14 protein-coding genes are annotated in these 16,420 nt (G+C 52.9%); 4 read left to right on the top strand and 10 right to left on the bottom strand.

Features of this window, described 5'->3' with window-relative positions:
* Positions 1–185: 185 nt before the first annotated feature.
* Genes B5D23_RS07650 through B5D23_RS07610 form a run of 9 tightly spaced genes read right to left on the bottom strand, consistent with a single transcriptional unit; the run spans position 186 to position 9,061 of the window.
* A complete protein-coding gene (locus B5D23_RS07650; RefSeq protein WP_234985074.1) occupies positions 186–1,571 on the bottom strand; it encodes a VgrG-related protein in 1,386 nt (461 codons plus the stop codon).
* 49 nt (positions 1,572–1,620) lie between these two features.
* On the bottom strand, positions 1,621–2,445 hold the full coding sequence (locus tag B5D23_RS07645) for an MBL fold metallo-hydrolase (RefSeq protein WP_078684820.1): 825 nt from the start codon (positions 2,443–2,445) through the stop codon (positions 1,621–1,623).
* Between the two features lie 29 nt (positions 2,446–2,474).
* Positions 2,475–4,097: a citramalate synthase gene (gene cimA, locus B5D23_RS07640; protein ID WP_078684945.1), complete on the bottom strand. Its 1,623-nt coding sequence runs from the start codon at positions 4,095–4,097 to the stop codon at positions 2,475–2,477.
* Between the two features lie 22 nt (positions 4,098–4,119).
* Positions 4,120–5,352, bottom strand: a complete 1,233-nt coding sequence (locus tag B5D23_RS07635; RefSeq protein ID WP_078684819.1) for an aspartate kinase — start codon at positions 5,350–5,352, stop codon at positions 4,120–4,122.
* Positions 5,353–5,412: 60 nt separating this feature from the next.
* A complete protein-coding gene (gene tsaE, locus B5D23_RS07630; RefSeq protein WP_234985073.1) occupies positions 5,413–5,916 on the bottom strand; it encodes a tRNA (adenosine(37)-N6)-threonylcarbamoyltransferase complex ATPase subunit type 1 TsaE in 504 nt (167 codons plus the stop codon).
* Complete coding sequence (locus B5D23_RS07625) at positions 5,913–6,377, bottom strand: CBS domain-containing protein (protein WP_078684818.1); 465 nt, start codon at positions 6,375–6,377, stop codon at positions 5,913–5,915. The genes tsaE and B5D23_RS07625 overlap by 4 nt, the downstream gene beginning before the upstream one ends.
* Positions 6,370–7,938, bottom strand: a complete 1,569-nt coding sequence (locus tag B5D23_RS07620; RefSeq protein ID WP_233814703.1) for an NAD(P)H-hydrate dehydratase — start codon at positions 7,936–7,938, stop codon at positions 6,370–6,372. The genes B5D23_RS07625 and B5D23_RS07620 overlap by 8 nt, the downstream gene beginning before the upstream one ends.
* Positions 7,939–7,942: 4 nt before the next feature.
* Positions 7,943–8,323: a holo-[acyl-carrier-protein] synthase gene (locus B5D23_RS07615; protein ID WP_078684817.1), complete on the bottom strand. Its 381-nt coding sequence runs from the start codon at positions 8,321–8,323 to the stop codon at positions 7,943–7,945.
* A 12-nt stretch (positions 8,324–8,335) separates the two neighbouring features.
* On the bottom strand, positions 8,336–9,061 hold the full coding sequence (locus tag B5D23_RS07610; RefSeq protein ID WP_078684816.1) for a pyridoxine 5'-phosphate synthase: 726 nt from the start codon (positions 9,059–9,061) through the stop codon (positions 8,336–8,338).
* A gap of 238 nt (positions 9,062–9,299) precedes the next feature.
* Between B5D23_RS07610 and B5D23_RS07605 the strand changes: the two genes are divergently transcribed.
* Entirely contained in the window at positions 9,300–10,643 is a 1,344-nt protein-coding gene (locus B5D23_RS07605; RefSeq protein ID WP_078684815.1) for a UDP-glucose dehydrogenase family protein, read from the top strand.
* A 121-nt stretch (positions 10,644–10,764) separates the two neighbouring features.
* On the opposite strand, the gene B5D23_RS07600 is transcribed toward B5D23_RS07605, so the two are convergent.
* Complete coding sequence (locus B5D23_RS07600) at positions 10,765–10,986, bottom strand: hypothetical protein (RefSeq protein WP_078684814.1); 222 nt, start codon at positions 10,984–10,986, stop codon at positions 10,765–10,767.
* A gap of 289 nt (positions 10,987–11,275) precedes the next feature.
* Here B5D23_RS07600 and B5D23_RS07595 point away from each other — a divergent pair, with 289 nt between their 5' ends.
* The 3 genes from B5D23_RS07595 to B5D23_RS07585 all read left to right on the top strand — a co-directional run bounded on the left by B5D23_RS07595 (position 11,276) and on the right by B5D23_RS07585 (position 16,343).
* Positions 11,276–11,752 (top strand): chemotaxis protein CheW, encoded by a 477-nt coding sequence (locus B5D23_RS07595; RefSeq protein WP_078684813.1) that lies wholly within the window; start codon positions 11,276–11,278, stop codon positions 11,750–11,752.
* Between the two features lie 133 nt (positions 11,753–11,885).
* On the top strand, positions 11,886–15,359 hold the full coding sequence (gene mfd / locus B5D23_RS07590; RefSeq protein ID WP_431830566.1) for a transcription-repair coupling factor: 3,474 nt from the start codon (positions 11,886–11,888) through the stop codon (positions 15,357–15,359).
* A 27-nt stretch (positions 15,360–15,386) separates the two neighbouring features.
* Positions 15,387–16,343, top strand: a complete 957-nt coding sequence (locus B5D23_RS07585) for a peptidylprolyl isomerase (RefSeq protein ID WP_078684811.1) — start codon at positions 15,387–15,389, stop codon at positions 16,341–16,343.
* Positions 16,344–16,420 lie beyond the last annotated feature (77 nt).

Raw genomic sequence — 16,420 nt, 5'->3', positions numbered from 1 at the left:
AAGGCTTTCACTCATCCGGCCCTTAAATTTTGGGCGATAGCGGGATTCCCAAGGGCCTCGTCCTTGGGCGGGGTCAAGGGGCAGCGCCCCTTGCAGAGGTGCGGGGACAGAGTCCCCGCCCACCCTAGCGCCCCTTGCAGGGTTTGGGACAGCGTCCCAATAAAACAACACCCACCTGGCGCCTTTTATGAGCCACGGGGGTGGTCGAGGACAGCCTGATACGAGTGCCGAGGCGGGAGCCTGAGTTGCGAGAGGGCGAGAGTTTCTTCCATGTTGAGCCGTCGCAAGAGTGATGGGACGTGAGCCTTGTGGCTAAAGGCCTGAATCCGCTGCCGACGGACGCGGTAAATCTGACGTAAAAGTTCCTGATGATAAAGATGCGCGGGCGAGAGTTTTGCGATGTCCTCTGCGGCCTTGAACATCCGGGCACAGTTGATGGGACCATGCTGTACAGCCATGCTCCAAAGCACTTCACGAATGACGCGAGGGTGCCGACTGAGGTCGATGCCTGTGCGGGTGCGAATTTCGCGAAGCGTGGGCGTGTAATAGCTGTTGTGAATAAACTCGTCCTGAAGCTGTTCAAAGCGGGAGGGATACTCGCCAGCAATCCGCTTCCATTCGCGAGGCATGACGCCTGTTGTTGCAAGAGTGTTGCTGGGACCGCTTTGAGACAGACGATGCGCGAGACTTGGTGCCCGATGGCGAAGAAAGCGAATAAAACGCTGCATGGAGCCAGTGCGCGAGGCGATCTGATATTTGCCATACGAGGTGCCACCTTCTGGATCATAGCCAATGGCGGCGGGGCCTGCTGAACCAGACTCAAAACGAGCACAAAGGGAGCCGAGAAAATGGCGCTGATATAAAGCCTGCTGCACTTTTCGAAGCCGGGTGACGGGTGGAGCAATGGCTGTTTGTGGGCCATCAGGAATGGTGCTGGCTAAAAGCGGAAGTTCCGCAGTGCTGGCAGAAGCGAGAAGCCGATGAAGCTCGGGGGTGCTGGCAAATTCAAGAGCACGAGCCTTGTCCAAAGGATGAAAGGCAGCTTTTTCGACAGGAGCGCGAAGACGTGCGGCGCTAACGGACCGACGGACGCTTGTTATTGACGCCGGGCGAGACTCTGGGAGGAGAGGAAAACGCTCACAAAGAAGCGGATCTGAATGTGTAGAAGCGATGCTGTATTGCGAGTGAAAAAGGGGTGCAGGAAGATACTGCTCTGGCGCAGCAGCAAAAAGTGGCGCCGGGAAGAGGGGTGAAAACAGGGGCTTTTGAAAAGTCTGAGCGCACTCAATTGGCGCCCCAAGAGGGCGTATGCTGTGCAGCGATAAGACGGCATACTCCGTGACGAAAAGCCCTCCAATCCCACAAAAGAAGAGCGCGGGGCAAAGACGATGGCGCCGCCATGCAACGCGGGAAACAAGATAACGGGGAATGAGTGAGAGCTGACGGAAACATGCAGAAGAAAAAAGTGAGAGCTGACGAAAGAGCGGCAGACTGGAGAGAGGGCCTGCGGGCTGTGGCGGGGTCGGCTTCGTGAAGAAGTCCCAGAAGTGCTTTTCCGTTCGTGTACTCATCGTCATAAAAAAGAGCCGGAGCATTTTGTGAAGCCCCGGCTCTGTGTGTTTAGAAGTGATGACTCCAGCCTGCTCCGATGCCTTGAACCTTGTCGCCAAGACGCTTGGCAAGCCCAGCAAGTCCATGCTGGCCAGAACAGTGCCCTGGGAAAACTCGTTCCACACTGAGACTGGTAAGAGCCTTGGCCGCCTGATCTAACTCTTCTTCGCTTGCTTCAAGCAAATGGGTACCGCCAACAAGGGCGTGAAGCTTGGTGACTCCTGCCTGTTCTTGAACGTAGGTCAGAACGTTGGCCATGCCACTGTGACAGCAGCCGAGGAGCAACACCGTGCCAGAGGCTGTGTCGAGGAGTAGACAGGAATCATCGGGAACCGGATCAACGGTTGTGCCCTGAGGATCAACATAAAAATTGTTGATGTTCTGAGCGTTCCCTTTGATTCGCGGAATGTCCGTTACCATGCGCATACCCGGCGCAAGCTGATGAATGCCCTGTACGCGGTGTACCTTGGGCATGGGATCAAGCTCGGTGAAGGGAGGAAGCCCGATGAAACGGGATTCTTTGCCTTCTTCGACATGATACCGGTCTCGACAGTATTCTGGGTGCGCATACATTGGTCCCGTGAATCCTGCCTTGTAGAGCGGAACAATGCCACCGGTGTGGTCATAATGCCCGTGCGAAAGCGCAAGGGCTTTGAATTCTGAGGGCTGAAAACCGAGAGTCTTTGCATTCTGGAGAAACTTATCCGTGCTTCCGGTGTCCCATAGCCATTTTTCGCCATTGGGCAACTTGAGGGCACAGGAAAAGCCATGCTCGTGAAGGAGGCCAGATTTCGAACTCGTATCATCAATGAGGACTGTCATTCGAGTAGACATGAAATTTCTCCAGAATGTTCTGTGTGTCGTTATTCAGCTGTTCGTAGTGGAAGTACCTTGTCTGGGTCGTCTTTAAAAAGCTTGTAGACGACGGAGTCAATAAGCGCCTGCCAGCTGGCGAGGACGAGGTCATAATGAACGCCAACAGTGGTCCAGCGCTCCGTGTTGTCGGCGGATTCGATGAGAACCCGGACAACGGAAGCTGTTCCGTCTGTGTCGTCATCCTTGATGCCCGGCAGGACTCGCACCTTGTAGTCTTCCAGCCGCATTTCTGCGAGGGAAGGGTAACAGGGGGTGAGAGCCTTTCGAAGGGCAACGTCTAGGGCGTTGACCTGACCTTTACCTGTGGCGGCAGTGTGTTCAATGCGGTCGCCGACCCGGATCATGACTGTTGCTTCAGCGTATGGGGAGGAGTCACGCCCACGTACAGAGTCGCTGACGCTGAACGTGATGCGTTCGAAATACTCCTTGGTCCAGCCAAGAGCACGGAAAAACAAGAGTTCAAATGATGCTTCGGCGCTGGCGTATTCATAGCCTTTGTCTTCTCGGGCTTTGATTTCATCCAGCAGGGTTTTGACCGCTTTGTCATTTTTATCCAGAGGATAATTATACTTTTCGGCCATGTGCAGAATGCTGCTCCGACCGGAAAGACGGGAGAGCAAAATACGCTGGGCATTGCCAACGGCACGAGGCTCAATGTGTTCGTAGGTTCGCGGGTTGCGTCGAACTGCACTGATGTGCACACCGCCTTTGTGAGCAAAGGCCGAGGTGCCAACATATGGCTGCCGGTCAAACGGGTGCAGGTTGCAGATGTCAGAGACGAAACGGCTGACTTCCGCAAGCTGGTTCATATGCCCTTCTGGCAGACAGGTGTACGCGCCATTATGCTTGAGTTCCAGATTGGGAATAATCGAGCAGAGATTGGCGTTGCCACAGCGCTCTCCGTAGCCATTAATGGTTCCCTGAACAAGCTGTGCCCCTGCAAGAACGGCTTCGATGGCTCCTGCCACAGCTGTATCAGAATCATTATGAGTATGGATGCCAAGAGTGGCTTCTGGAATTGCAGTTCTGACCCTTTGAATGATGTTGCGAATTTCCGAAGGCAGAGTGCCTCCGTTTGTATCACAAAGGACCAGAACCTCAGCTCCTCCTTCGTGTGCGGCACGAAGGCAGTCGAGGGCATATTCTGGATTGCTCTTGAATCCGTCAAAGAAGTGCTCTGCATCAAAATGCAGCACCTCGACGTGTGGCCGAAGAACGGCGAGCGAGTCCCGAATCATGCTGAGGTTATGCTCTTCGGTGGTGCGCAGGGCTTCATGAACATGAAGGTCCCAGGTCTTGCCGAAGATGCAAATGGCGTCAGGCTTGCTGTCAATCAGAGCCTGGAGTTGTGGATCGCTTTCTGCGGTTCCGTGAGGGGAGCAGGTGCTCCCGAAAGCAGAGATGCGTGCGTGAGAAAGCCCGTGATTGCGAATTTCACGAAAAAAAGCTTTGTCAGTTTCGTTTGAGGCGGGCCAGCCGCCTTCAATGAAGTCAACGCCCAGTTTGTCAAGACGTGTGGCGATGCGCAGCATGTCTGCAAGGGAGAGGGTTATCCCCTCTCCCTGCGTCCCATCTCGTAGCGTTGTGTCATATATTTGTATTTTTTTCATACGAGAGAAGAGGGCGGCATCATTAGCATCTGATACCGTCTTTTTCGAGTTCAAACGCGTCATGCAGGGTTCGCATGGCGAGTTCCGTATATTTTTCTTCGATGAGGCAGGTCACTTTGATCTCGGAAGTGGAAATCATAAGGATGTTGATGCCTTCATTGTGCAGAGCAGTAAACATGGTTGATGCTACACCGGAGTGGGTGCGCATGCCAACACCAATGGCGGAAACCTTGGCAACGTCCTCGTCGTAGAGCACTTCGCCACCGCCGAGGGTTTCCTTGATTCCGTCCAGAATGGACATGGTCTTTTCAAGGTCACCACGGGGAACAGTAAAAGTCATGTCGGTCTTGTGACCGTCGCGGCTGGTGTTCTGAATAATCATGTCAACAACAACGCCAGCATCGGCCAGCGGAGCGAAAAGAGAAGAGGCAATGCCCGGCTTGTCATAAACATCAAGAATCGTTACGCGAACCTGATCCTTGTCATAAGCAATACCTGAAACCAGAACGGCTTCCATGCTTTCATCCTCCTGCGTTACCAGTGTGCCGGGGCTTTCAACAAACGTAGACAGCACATGGACAGTCATATTGTACTTTTTAGCGAATTCAACGGAACGGGTCTGGAGCACTTTCGCGCCCATGGAGGCAAGCTCCAGCATCTCGTCATAGGTAATTTTCGGGATACGTTTTGCTTTGGTCACGATGTTGGGGTCAGTCGTATAGACGCCGTCAACGTCGGTGTAGATTTCACAAAGCTCAGCATCAACAGCCACGGCGAGCGCAACTGCGGAGGTGTCGGAACCACCACGACCAAGGGTCGTAATGCGGCCGTCTTCATTGACCCCCTGAAAACCAGCAACGACCAGAACGTCGTATGTTTCAAAAAGCTTGAGCAGGTTTTCTTTGTCGATATTCAGGATGCGCGCACGGCCAAACTGGCTGTCCGTGTTGATTTGAGCCTGATGCGAGAGGATGGACCGGGCTTTGATACCCGAGTCTTTCAGCAGCATGGTGAACAGGGCTGTCGATGCCTGCTCGCCAGTGGAAACGAGAGAGTCCATTTCTGCTGGGTCCGGGGAACTGGACCATTCCTTTGCCAGGGCAAGAAGGCGATTTGTTTCTCCAGACATTGCGGACAGAACGGCCATAACCTTGTGTCCGCTAGCCAGAGCTTTTTCTACCTTTGCTTGCACCTTACGCATACAGTCGAGGTTGGCGACGGATGTGCCACCAAACTTCTGAACGATGATGCCCATGGGCTATAAGCTCCTCACGAAGAGTTTGAGTAATACGGAAGAATAAAGGTCGAGGGGGTCTCAGTCCGTTTCGCTCTGCGGGAACGCTGCTTCATAGACAGAAAGCGCGTCATCGCCTGCAATAATCAGCCGCAGGTCGCGGCCGTTGTCACAGTGGTCCCACACAAAATGAATGGAGTCTTCAGGCCAGAATTCCTTGTCGAGGAACTGGACCCATTCGACAACAACGAGAGTCTCGTCATCATTCAGGAATTCCAGGAGAGATTCGTCAGGCTCCTGGTATTCCAGTCGGTAGAGATCAAAATGAGCTGTTTCCGGGGTCGTGGGGTACAGGTTCATGATGTTGAAGCTGGGGCTTGAAACCCGCGCCTCGTCACCACCGGGCAGTGCCGTCACCAGTCCACGAACGAGAGTTGTTTTTCCTGCTCCAAGATTGCCCTCAAGCAGCAGGTTAATCCCTTTTCCCTGTAATGCGATAGCCTGCGCCAAACGTTGTCCTAAAGCGAGTGTTGCGTTTTCGTCTTCAAGATGGAGCCGAAGCTCCTTCACACTGGAATGTCTCACTCTTCCTCCACAGGAGGCAGAAGAGTGCGCAGGATGTCTTCCTTGCCAATCACACCTACCAGATGGCCTTTTTCGACCACGGGCAGGGTGTGGAAATTATGCTCTACAATAATTGATGCAATGTCTTCAAGTCTTGTTTCCGGGGTGACCGTGACCGGAGCAGGCGTCATGGCCTGCTCAACGGTCAGGGCAGTGATTTTTTCCACTTCCCGGTCAAAGTCTTTGCTGGATGAAAAAGGAATCAGGCCATCAAGAACAGTGAACAGAGAGGGCAGGCGCAGCTTTTTTTGCTGGGCGACGAGGTCGCTCTGGCAGAGGATGCCAACAACATTGTCGTTGTCATCCAGAACTGGCAGACCATTAATGCCCTTTTCGAGCATAATGCCGACAGCTGTACTGATCTCATCATCAAGGCACAAAGTGACAGGGTCCACAGTCATGATGTCTTTTGCCTTAAGCATCTACGGTCTCCTTTAATGCCTTGGGAAGGGCATTAGCGATGTCGCTTGCAGTGTTACCGCGCACCGGGAAATCTTCGGAAAGCTGGCCGCCAGCAAGACCATGCCAGTAGACAGCAAGGCATGCGGCGTCTTCGAGTTCCATGTCGCGGGCCAAAAGGCTTGTGCTCAGACCACCCAGCACGTCTCCAGAGCCAGCAACCGCGAGGTTGGAAATGGCAAAGGGAGAAACGTAGGCGCGTCCGTCAGGCAGGGCAATGATGGTGCCTGCACCTTTAAGGATACTGACTGCGCCGGTCTGGGCGGCGAAATCCTGTGCTGCGTGCAGGCGGTCGGCCTGAACGTCTTCGGCAGAGATGCCAAGGATGCGAGCGGCTTCACCGGGGTGAGGCGTCAGCACCATTGGTGTGCTCAGGTGCTCCAGAAGTTCGGGAGCCTGGGCAATCCAGTACAGGGCATCAGCGTCAACAACGAGCTTGGGCAGGTCCAGTTCTGCGAGTGCGCGCAGAAAGCCGAGAGTTCTTTCGTCGCGGCCCATGCCCGGACCAAGCAGGATGGCAGAGAAGCGTGACAGGTGCGGGATAAGATCCTGCGCCATGCCTTCGTTCCAGTATGTGCCTTTGCCAAGCGGAAGCGTCATGATGTCGGGGTTGCCGCCCTTGACTTCCTGAGCGAGACCCGCCGGGCAACCGATGGTAACCAGACCTGCACCACTCCGGATAGCTCCGAGGGCTGCAAGGTGAGGGGCACCGGTCAGACCGATGGAGCCACCAAGAATCAAAACGTGCCCGGCGTCACCCTTGTGCATCTCCGGGTGGGGGGCAGGCAGCAGATCAAGCACGCCATCTGTGAGCATGGAACATGTCGCAGGGGTAGAGTGCTTGATAAATTCGGGGATACCAATGCCGCACACATGGATGTCTCCAGTGAACTCTGCGGAACTGGGCATTGCCAGACCAATTTTGGCAGCTTCAAAAGTGACCGTCGTGTCGGCCATGACTGCAACAGGAGCAGGTTCGCCAGTCAGTCCAGACAGGCCAGAAGGAATGTCCAGAGACAGGATGAATGCAGAGGATTTGAAAATGTTGATGTCTTCAATCCATTCCTGCGTTTCTTCGCGAAGCTCGCCCTTGAAGCCCGTACCAAGCAGACCGTCAACAATAACATCCGGCTCGCCAAAATCGTGGACAAATTCCAGCAGGGAACGGCCCTTTGCAAGGTGTCCAAGCTGAATACCCATTTTTTGGGCAAGGCGCATGTTCGCTGCGGCGGCACCGCGGTAGTCTTTTTTCTTTCCGGTGTGCAGAACCAGCACCTGTGCGCCAGAGTTGGCAAGGTGACGGGCAACACAGAATGCGTCTCCGCCATTATTGCCAGAGCCTGCAATAACCAGAATAGAGAGGCCTTCAACAGATCCGACGCTGTCTTCGAGAACTCCGTGGGCACCGAGGCCTGCGTTCTCCATCAGGACTTCCTGACGAAGACCAAAATCTTCAATTGTTGCCTGATCCCAGGCTGTCATCTCTTCCGGAGTCGGAAGAGGCACGGCATGATACATTTCCATGAAATTATTTCTCCAGGATGACGACGGCAGAGGCGACGTCCTTGCCATGCGTCAGGCTGATGTGGGTTGACGTGATACCAAGGCCCGTGGCCCGTTTTTTGGCATTTCCATGAAGGACGAGCATGGGCTGACCAGATTCGAGTCGCTGTACTTCCAGATCCTGAAATCCGACACCCTTGGCGATTCCTGTGCCGAGGGCTTTGGCCGCAGCTTCTTTGGCTGCAAAACGGGCGGCAACGTATTCAATGATTCGGTGTGATCCCTCCGGCAGAGCTGCATGCTCTGCCGGGGTAAGAATACGCTGGAGAAAATGCTCCTGATGCCGCTCCAGTACAGATTGGATACGCGAGAGCTCGACAAGGTCAAGACCAAGACCAATAATCATGCCCGGCTTTCCCTAGTCCACAAAAGTGTTGATGATGTCGCGCATCTCTTTCACTGCGACAGGAATGCCGGTGAAGATGGCGCGGGACATGATGCTATGACCGATGGAATATTCACAGATGCCAGGAATATTCTTGAATCGCAGAATGTTGGTGTAGTTCAGGCCATGACCAAGGTTTACCTTGAGGCCGAGCTTCTGGGCATGGGCAATGCCGTCTGCAATTTTTTTGAATTCGATTTCTTCCTGCTTGTAGTCTGCGGCGTCTGCGTAGTGGCCGGTATGAATTTCGACAAATTCACAGCCAACGCGTGCCGTTGCCTCAATCTGCTCAGGGTCTGCATCAATGAAAAGGCTGGAGCGGATGCCCGCAGCATGAATTTCTTTGACGAATTCGGTCAGTTCTGCTTCGCGGCTTACGACGTCCATGCCACCCTCTGTGGTGAGTTCCTGACGTTTTTCAGGAACAATACAGCACATGTAGGGCTGGGTCTTGAGGCAGATGGCATGCATTTCGTCTGTCGCGGCCATTTCAAGGTGCATGCGGGTGTTGATGGTCTTGCGGAGCATCTCAACATCCCGGTCCTGAATGTGGCGGCGATCTTCGCGCAGATGGCAAATGATGCCAACTGCACCAGAGAGTTCTGCAAGGTGAGCGCCTGTAACGGGTTCTGGTTCATGACCAAGACGAGCCTGACGAAGTGTGGCAATATGATCAATATTAACGACAAGTGATGGCATCTGCTGCAATCCTTTAGTAATATGATAATCTGAATTTCGGGGAAGAGGGACAAAGCTTCCCCTCTTTCATGAAATTGTCGCTAACATATAGGGAAAGTCAAGGAAAAGAATGGGATCTTGGCCTGTGGGTTGACTTTTCAGCATATGGTGCTCAAGTTGACTTGGAAAGAGGGGAGTTGTACGAAACCCCCTTCTCTTTTTTTCTTTAAACGAAAACGTCCTCAAGAGGTCGAAATAGATGAACGTCTGTATTGTTGGAACCGGTTACGTGGGGCTGGTGAGTGCCGCATGTTTTGCAGAGATGGGCAACAATGTTGTCTGTGTTGATGTAAACCCTGCTGTGGTGAAAACCCTTCGTGAGGGGCATGTCCACATTTATGAGCCGGGCCTTGAAGAGATGGTTCGACGGAATTCGCAGGAAGGTCGTCTGACCTTTACGACAAGTCTTGAGGATGGTCTCAAAGACGCCCTGACAGTGTTTATTACTGTTGGCACGCCTTGCCGCGAAGATGGGAGCTGCGATTTGCAGTATGTCCATGCTGTCGCCCGCGAGGTTGGCCAGAAGATGACGAGCCGCAAGATTGTTGTGGACAAGTCCACAGTACCGGTTGGTACGGCGGATCAGGTTCGCGCAATTGTGGCTGCTGAGTTGGAAGCCCGAGGCGAGGACATTCCTTTTGATGTTGTCTCCAATCCGGAGTTCCTGAAAGAAGGCGACGCTGTAAATGACTTCATGAAGCCTGACCGCGTTATTCTGGGCACCGACAACCCTGAGACCGCAGAAGCCATGCGCTCTTTGTACGCTCCGTTTGCTCGCAGCCGCGAGAAGCTCATTACAATGGGCATCCGAAGCGCTGAGATGACCAAGTATGCAGCGAACTGCCTGCTGGCGACAAAAATTTCTTTTATCAACGAAGTTGCAAACATTTGCGAAAAAGTTGGTGCTGACGTGCGTGACGTGCGCCTTGGCATTGGCTCCGACCACCGCATTGGTTATCACTTCATTTATCCCGGTGTTGGTTACGGTGGTTCCTGCTTCCCCAAGGACGTGAAGGCGCTTATCACAACTGCACTGGAAAATGGTCACACTCCAAGCCTGCTTCAGGCTGTGGATTCCGTGAACGATGCACAGAAGCTGTCCATCGCCCGTAAGGTTGAAGAATACTTCGCCAACCAGGGTGGTGTTGAAGGTAAAACTATTGCTCTGTGGGGACTGGCATTCAAGGCCAACACAGACGATATTCGTGAGGCTCCTGCACTGGTGATGATTCGTCGCCTGACTGAGCAGGGCATGCGTGTACGCGCCTTTGACCCGGTTGCAGCAGACAACACCAGAAAGGCTCTCGAAGGCAATGACCTGGTAGAGATTGTGTCTGAGCAGTATGAGGCTCTTGACGGTGCAGACGCTTTGGCCGTTGTGACGGAGTGGAACCAGTTCCGCAAACCTGACTTTGCTCTGGTAAAAGAAAAGCTTTCTGCCCCGATTCTGTTTGACGGCAGAAACCTGTACTCCCCGTCTGAGATGGCACAGAACGGCTTTGCGTACTTCTCCATTGGTCGTCCAAATCCGAAGACCTGCTAGTTCTATGAATATACAAAAAGCCCCCAACCGTTTGGCTGGGGGCTTTTTTTTGTCATCAGAAATCGAATCTGGCTTCGGGAACAGCCGAAACCGAAAATCATGAGAAGGGAGCGAGGAGGAACTAGCTCAGGAGAGCTGTTTTTTTGCAGGTTCGGTACTGGAGTTCTTTGATGATGATGCGTTCATACTCAAGATGGGCACCGACGCCTGCCTGGAATTCTTCCTGAAGGAACTTCTCAAGGTATTGAGCTTCTTCCCAAAAATCGAGCAGCTCTTCGTCCGCAAGTCCTTTGACCTGTTCTTCAAGTGTGTACTGTGATGTCTGGTGAGCGTACTGGCCCATGTTTATCCCCTCTCAAACTGAATTTCGTACCGGGAAGCCCCGGCATGCAAGGCGGTACGATAAATGACGAGGGGGCTTAGCGCAACTGATTTTCTCGCGGAAAAAAGGCAGAAATATAGGCTTGTTGAAATGTGCTAGGCGATAAACTGTTTAAGTTGTGATGAAAAAAACTTTTTTTCGTCACGTTGCGTTAAAGAAAATTTAGGTTTATCCGAATTGTACTGGCAGAATGACTAACGATCTCCTTCGGATGTCGTATTTTCTCATTCAGACCACAGGAGAGAGGTGTATGGACGAGACCCAAAAAAAGCAGGATGCAAAGCTTATCCAGCTGGTCACGTTTAGCATCGGCGAAGAAGAGTTTGGGGTAGATATTTTGAAGGTGCAGGAAATTATCCGCATCATGGAAATTACGAAAGTCCCCAAGGCTCCTATTTTTGTCGAAGGCGTGATTAATCTGCGTGGCAATGTCATCCCGATTATTGATTTGAGGAAGCGTTTTGGCCTCAGTGCTCGAGAACACGACAAGCATACACGTATCATCGTGATTGAAATCAACAAGATGGTTGTGGGCTTTGTTGTGGACTCCGTGTCTGAGGTGCTTCGGATTCCGGCAAGCACCGTGGAACCGCCGCCGCCGGTTGTTTCCGGTCTGGAATCAGAATACATCAGCGGTGTCGGCAAACTTGAAGACCGCCTGCTGATCCTTCTGGATCTTGATCGTTTGCTGTCTAGCGAAGAGCAGGACGTTCTGGCAACGGTCTAGACTTTGTCATAAACTGTTGCCGCCCGTCGCCTGAAAAGGCATTATGGCCGCCGCGCATGTTGCACGGCGGCTTTTTGTTGTATAACCGAAGAACATCGCTTTTGAACGTGAAAAAAAGGATCACGGGCCTTTGATTTTCCCACAAGAATTACGAGAAATAGTCTCGGCAGGAAAGAGCAGGAACAAGGGAGAGACCTATACCCAGCGGGTGTACAAGTCTGGTCCCGGTACGCAGGCTGCAATCGCAGCTGGTCTTTTGGCGCGCGGTAAAAACGTCGTCATGGTTGTGCCGGGGGTGCGGGAACTCTCCCGTATGAAAGCTCTCCTGAATGTGTTTTCCAGCAAGGCTGGTCCCTTTGGGGGGTCATCCTGGGTGGAGTTTCCCCCATACCCGGCCGAAACTGTTGATGCTGAACGCTGGTCCAGCAGATGGGCTGCACTGTATTCTCTTGCTTCAGGAACTGGCGCAAAAGGCGTTATTCTGACGCCGGGAAACCTGCTTCCCAAATGGCCACCGCGCCGCGTGCTGGATACGCATCACCTTGTGCTTCGCAAGGGCGAAGAGATTTTGCCCGAGGATTTGATTGAGCAGCTTGTGACGTGGGGCTACAGACGTTCCGGGATGGTGACCCGTCCCGGTGAAATGGCTATGCGGGGAGACATATTTGATGTCTTTGTCCCGGGCTATTCTGATCCCCTGCGTTTTGAGTTCTTTGGCGATACGATCGAAGACATCCGTCTTTTTGATGCGAACAGCCAGCGCTCCAAGTCGGAAATTTCTGAGACAGTTATTCTGCCCGTGCTTCCTGCAATTCTGGCTCCAGCGGAGTGTGATGCAGCGCGTGAACGATGGGAAAAACTGCGTCGCATGGGTGACCTTGATGCGGGAGCCGAAGCATTCTTTAGAAATAAGCTGGAGGAAAGCCGGGGCGACATTCGGCCGGGGCTGTTTTATCCTGATGCAGAGTCTCTTGATGCGTGGCTGCCTGACGATGCCGTCTGGATTTTATGCGGGGCAGGGCAGTTGCGGACCCGTATGGAAGAAACAGAATGGCACTGGGCTGAGGCTCTTGATGATGAAGCCGTTCAGCAGGGCTGGCGTCGTCCTCGCAATGTCCTGATTCAGACAGCGGAAGCTGCGCGCAAGGCGTGGCAGAATTCCCCGCAGCTTCATTTTGAAGATTTGACTATTGGGGAAAAAGACGACGGTCTGGAACTTCCTGAAAAAAATTATAGCTCCTTTGAAGAACTGTTCTGGCGGCCCGAAGATCGGAACAGGCCGTGGCAGGCGTTTTTGACGGCCTTGAAAAAGTGGAGCCGGGAGCGTCCTCAGGTTGTGCTGTCTTTCCGCACCCCACAGTCCAGAAAGAAATTTTTATCCCTTGCCGAGCAGGAAGGTATTGTTCCTGCCACTGAGTACCAGCCGGAAGAACGCGGGCTGTTTGCGCTTGTGTCTCCGCTGAAAGACGGCGTCGAACTCCAGTGGAATGGAACGCTTGTCTTGGGTGAGAATGTTATTCAGCCGTCACGTGACCGGGTTGTGATGCCCGGGGATGTGAATTTCAAGGGGCTGAGTACTTACGAAGACCTTTCCGAGGGTGATCTGATTGTTCACCGCGAGTGGGGCCTGTCTCGTTTTGGCGGATTGCACAGGATGAAGCTCGGTAGTGTAAGCAATGATTATTTGCTCCTGTTCTATTCTGGTGATGACAAGCTGTATGTTCCTGTTGATCGGCTGGATGTGATTCAGCGCTATAAGGGACCAGAAGGGTCGTCGCCAACACTGGACAAACTCGGCGGGACTGGCTGGTCCAGAGCAAAGAGTCGGGCGAGAAAGGCCATTGAGAAAATTGCGCGTGAGCTTGTCGAAATGTACGCATGGCGCAAGGTGACCAAGGGTTTTTCATATTCACCTGTCGATGACATGTTTGCTGAGTTTGAGGCGTCTTTTGGTTTTGAGGAAACTCCGGATCAGGAGAAGGCCATTCATGATGTGCTCGCAGATATGGAAAAGAATGAGCCTATGGATCGGCTTGTTTGCGGTGACGTGGGTTTTGGCAAAACCGAAATTGCCATGCGCGCCGCGTTCCGTGCTGCACTGGATGGGCGGCAGGTGGCAATCCTGTGTCCGACGACGGTGCTGGCTGAACAGCATTACCAGAATTTCCGCAAGCGTATGGAAAACTTCCCTGTCACGGTGTCTATGCTCAGCCGCTTTGTCCCCCGGCAGCGACAGAAAGCTGTGCTGGCCGCTGCGGCCCGTGGCGAAGTTGATATTTTGATTGGAACGCACCGCCTGCTGTCGCAGGACGTGCATCTACCGAATCTTGGGTTGCTGATTCTTGATGAGGAGCAGCGCTTTGGCGTGAAGCACAAGGAACGGCTCAAGCAGCTTCGAAAAGATATTGATGTGTTGGCTCTGACAGCCACACCAATCCCGCGCACCTTGCAGCTTTCTCTGTCTGGCATCCGAAGCCTGAGCGTGATGGAAACGCCGCCAGTCGACAGAAAGCCTGTCCAGACCTCTTTGCTGGAGCGTGATAACTCTGCCTTGCGCAAAATCATTGAGCGCGAGATTGAGCGAGATGGGCAGATATTCTGGGTGCACAACCGTGTGCGCAGTTTGCCCCGTGTTACAGAATATGTGCAGGAGCTGATGCCGTCGGCGCGTGTTGGCATGGCGCATGGGCAGATGAAAGAACGAGAGCTGGAAGAGACCATTCACAAGTTTTGGCATGGCGAACTGGACGTCTTGGTGTGTACGGCTATCGTTGAATCCGGTCTTGACTTCCCACGTGCAAATACACTTGTTGTTGACCAGGCTCAGCTTTTTGGCTTGGGGCAGCTGTATCAGCTTCGGGGACGTGTGGGCAGAAGTGCAACGCAGGCGTATGCGTATTTTGTCGTTCCTTCTATTGAGAAAATCCCAGAGCAGACCCGAAAGCGACTTCAGGTTATTTTGGACATGGATTATCTGGGGGCTGGTTTTCAGATCGCAATGGAAGACCTGCGCTTGCGTGGAGCCGGAAATATCCTTGGTGAAGTGCAGTCAGGAAGTATGGCCAAAGTTGGTCTGGATATGTTCCTTGAGATGCTGGAAGAAGAAGTCCGCCACCTGCGTGGAGAAAAAGACCAGCGGGATACCAGTCCTGAATTGAATATTTTGTTTGAAGCGCACATCCCGGAAGATTATATTCCGGAAACACGTGAGCGCCTGCGTTACTACAAGGCCCTCTCCACGGCTGAGCAGGGAACTCTGGAGGAGCTGGAGAGCGAAATCCGGGACCGCTTTGGTGCGCCGCCAGTAGAATTTCAGCGCTTTGCCAATGTGCTTCGACTCAAGCGTTTGCTGGGGGCGTTGCATATTACCAAGGCTGATGTCTTTGAAGGGCGCCTTGTCTTGCATTTTACTGAGGAAGCCACAGTGCTTTCCCCGGAAGACATTGTGGCGTATGTGCAGTCCCGGCAGGGCATTGTCAAAATGCTGCCGCCAGACAAGCTGGAAATTCGTTCGCGAGATTCCAAGGATATTCTGGGGGCACTGGCATTTTTTGAAAAAGAACTCACATCGCTTGTTCCGGAAGAACCGGGAAAGGCCACCGAATAAACGCTTTGAACTGAGGTCTCTTCTCTGATGAAACTGCGTGCGCTAATTCTTTCTGTAATGCTGCTTGGCCTGAGTGGACTGTTTGCCTGTACCCCAAGCCAGAATGAGCAGGGTGTCGTTGCGACGGTGAATGGGAAAAAGATTTCTCTGAAACGGCTTGAGATGAAGTATGACTTCAAGCATCTTGATGTTGCCAACGATTCTCTACCCTCGGTTGAGGGTGTTCGCCGTGACTATGGGGAGCTTTTGGGTGATCTGATTGTGGAAGCTCTGGTTCACGAAGAACTGGAGACACGTGGGCTTGCTGTGACTGATGAAGAGTTGCAGGCTGCGGAAAACACGGTTCGGAAGGATTACCCGGAGGGAGCTTTTGAAGACGTTTTGGTAGAAGAGTATATTGATATTGATGCGTGGCGGCAGGAGCTGCGTGGACGACTGGAGTTGATGAAGCTCCACACCGAGGTTTTGCGCCCGGCTGTTTCCATTACATATCAGGAGGCAGAAAAATATTACCGGGAGCACATCTCGGAATTTTATTTGCCCGCCCGGGTTCGAGTGCATCTGATTGAGGGACCGAGCCGAGATGCCGTGCAGAGTGCACAGCTTTTTTATTTGCAGAAAAAAGACATGGGCGAGCTGGAAAAGAAGTTTAGTCACGTGAAAGTTCGGGAACTGAGAATGCAGGAAGATCGTCTTCCTGTTCTTTGGCGAAACGCGCTAAAAGGTTTGGAAGCAGGCGAAGCAACTCCGGTCATGACGGGAGAGCAGAAGTTTCAGAGTCTGGTCTTTTTGAGTAAGACTGAAGCGCGTGTGCTGGACCCTTCACGGGCCTACCCGGTGGTGGAAAAGGTTTTGCTGGAGCAAAAACTCCGGGATGCTTTTGATGCATGGCTGAGCAAGACTTTGGAGCGCGCTGAAATCCGTGTGTCGACACACCTTTTGCAGTCTGTACAAAAAAAATCTGCCAGCACGACAAAAGAGTAAATATTTCAGGACAGCGTGCTGTTTATTGCGCTGTGAGTAAAAAGATACTATTCAGGACTACGGCCAAAAGGAAAGAG

This window comes from Desulfobaculum bizertense DSM 18034 (assembly GCF_900167065.1).
Taxonomy (GTDB): Bacteria; Desulfobacterota; Desulfovibrionia; order Desulfovibrionales; family Desulfovibrionaceae; genus Desulfobaculum; species Desulfobaculum bizertense.
The sequence above is the reverse complement of the archived record's forward strand: the minus strand, read 5'-3'. Positions and strand labels throughout refer to the sequence as shown.

What these genes read in the sequence shown, in the direction of transcription:
- B5D23_RS07650 (WP_234985074.1), bottom strand. Translation starts at nt 1,571, where the DNA reads ATGAGTACACGAACGGAAAAGCACTTCTGGGACTTCTTCACGAAGCCG.
- B5D23_RS07645 (WP_078684820.1), bottom strand. Translation starts at nt 2,445, where the DNA reads ATGTCTACTCGAATGACAGTCCTCATTGATGATACGAGTTCGAAATCT.
- cimA (WP_078684945.1), bottom strand. Translation starts at nt 4,097, where the DNA reads ATGAAAAAAATACAAATATATGACACAACGCTACGAGATGGGACGCAG.
- B5D23_RS07635 (WP_078684819.1), bottom strand. Translation starts at nt 5,352, where the DNA reads ATGGGCATCATCGTTCAGAAGTTTGGTGGCACATCCGTCGCCAACCTC.
- B5D23_RS07625 (WP_078684818.1), bottom strand. Translation starts at nt 6,377, where the DNA reads ATGCTTAAGGCAAAAGACATCATGACTGTGGACCCTGTCACTTTGTGC.
- B5D23_RS07620 (WP_233814703.1), bottom strand. Translation starts at nt 7,938, where the DNA reads ATGGAAATGTATCATGCCGTGCCTCTTCCGACTCCGGAAGAGATGACA.
- B5D23_RS07615 (WP_078684817.1), bottom strand. Translation starts at nt 8,323, where the DNA reads ATGATTATTGGTCTTGGTCTTGACCTTGTCGAGCTCTCGCGTATCCAA.
- B5D23_RS07610 (WP_078684816.1), bottom strand. Translation starts at nt 9,061, where the DNA reads ATGCCATCACTTGTCGTTAATATTGATCATATTGCCACACTTCGTCAG.
- B5D23_RS07605 (WP_078684815.1), top strand. Translation starts at nt 9,300, where the DNA reads ATGAACGTCTGTATTGTTGGAACCGGTTACGTGGGGCTGGTGAGTGCC.
- B5D23_RS07600 (WP_078684814.1), bottom strand. Translation starts at nt 10,986, where the DNA reads ATGGGCCAGTACGCTCACCAGACATCACAGTACACACTTGAAGAACAG.
- B5D23_RS07595 (WP_078684813.1), top strand. Translation starts at nt 11,276, where the DNA reads ATGGACGAGACCCAAAAAAAGCAGGATGCAAAGCTTATCCAGCTGGTC.
- B5D23_RS07585 (WP_078684811.1), top strand. Translation starts at nt 15,387, where the DNA reads ATGAAACTGCGTGCGCTAATTCTTTCTGTAATGCTGCTTGGCCTGAGT.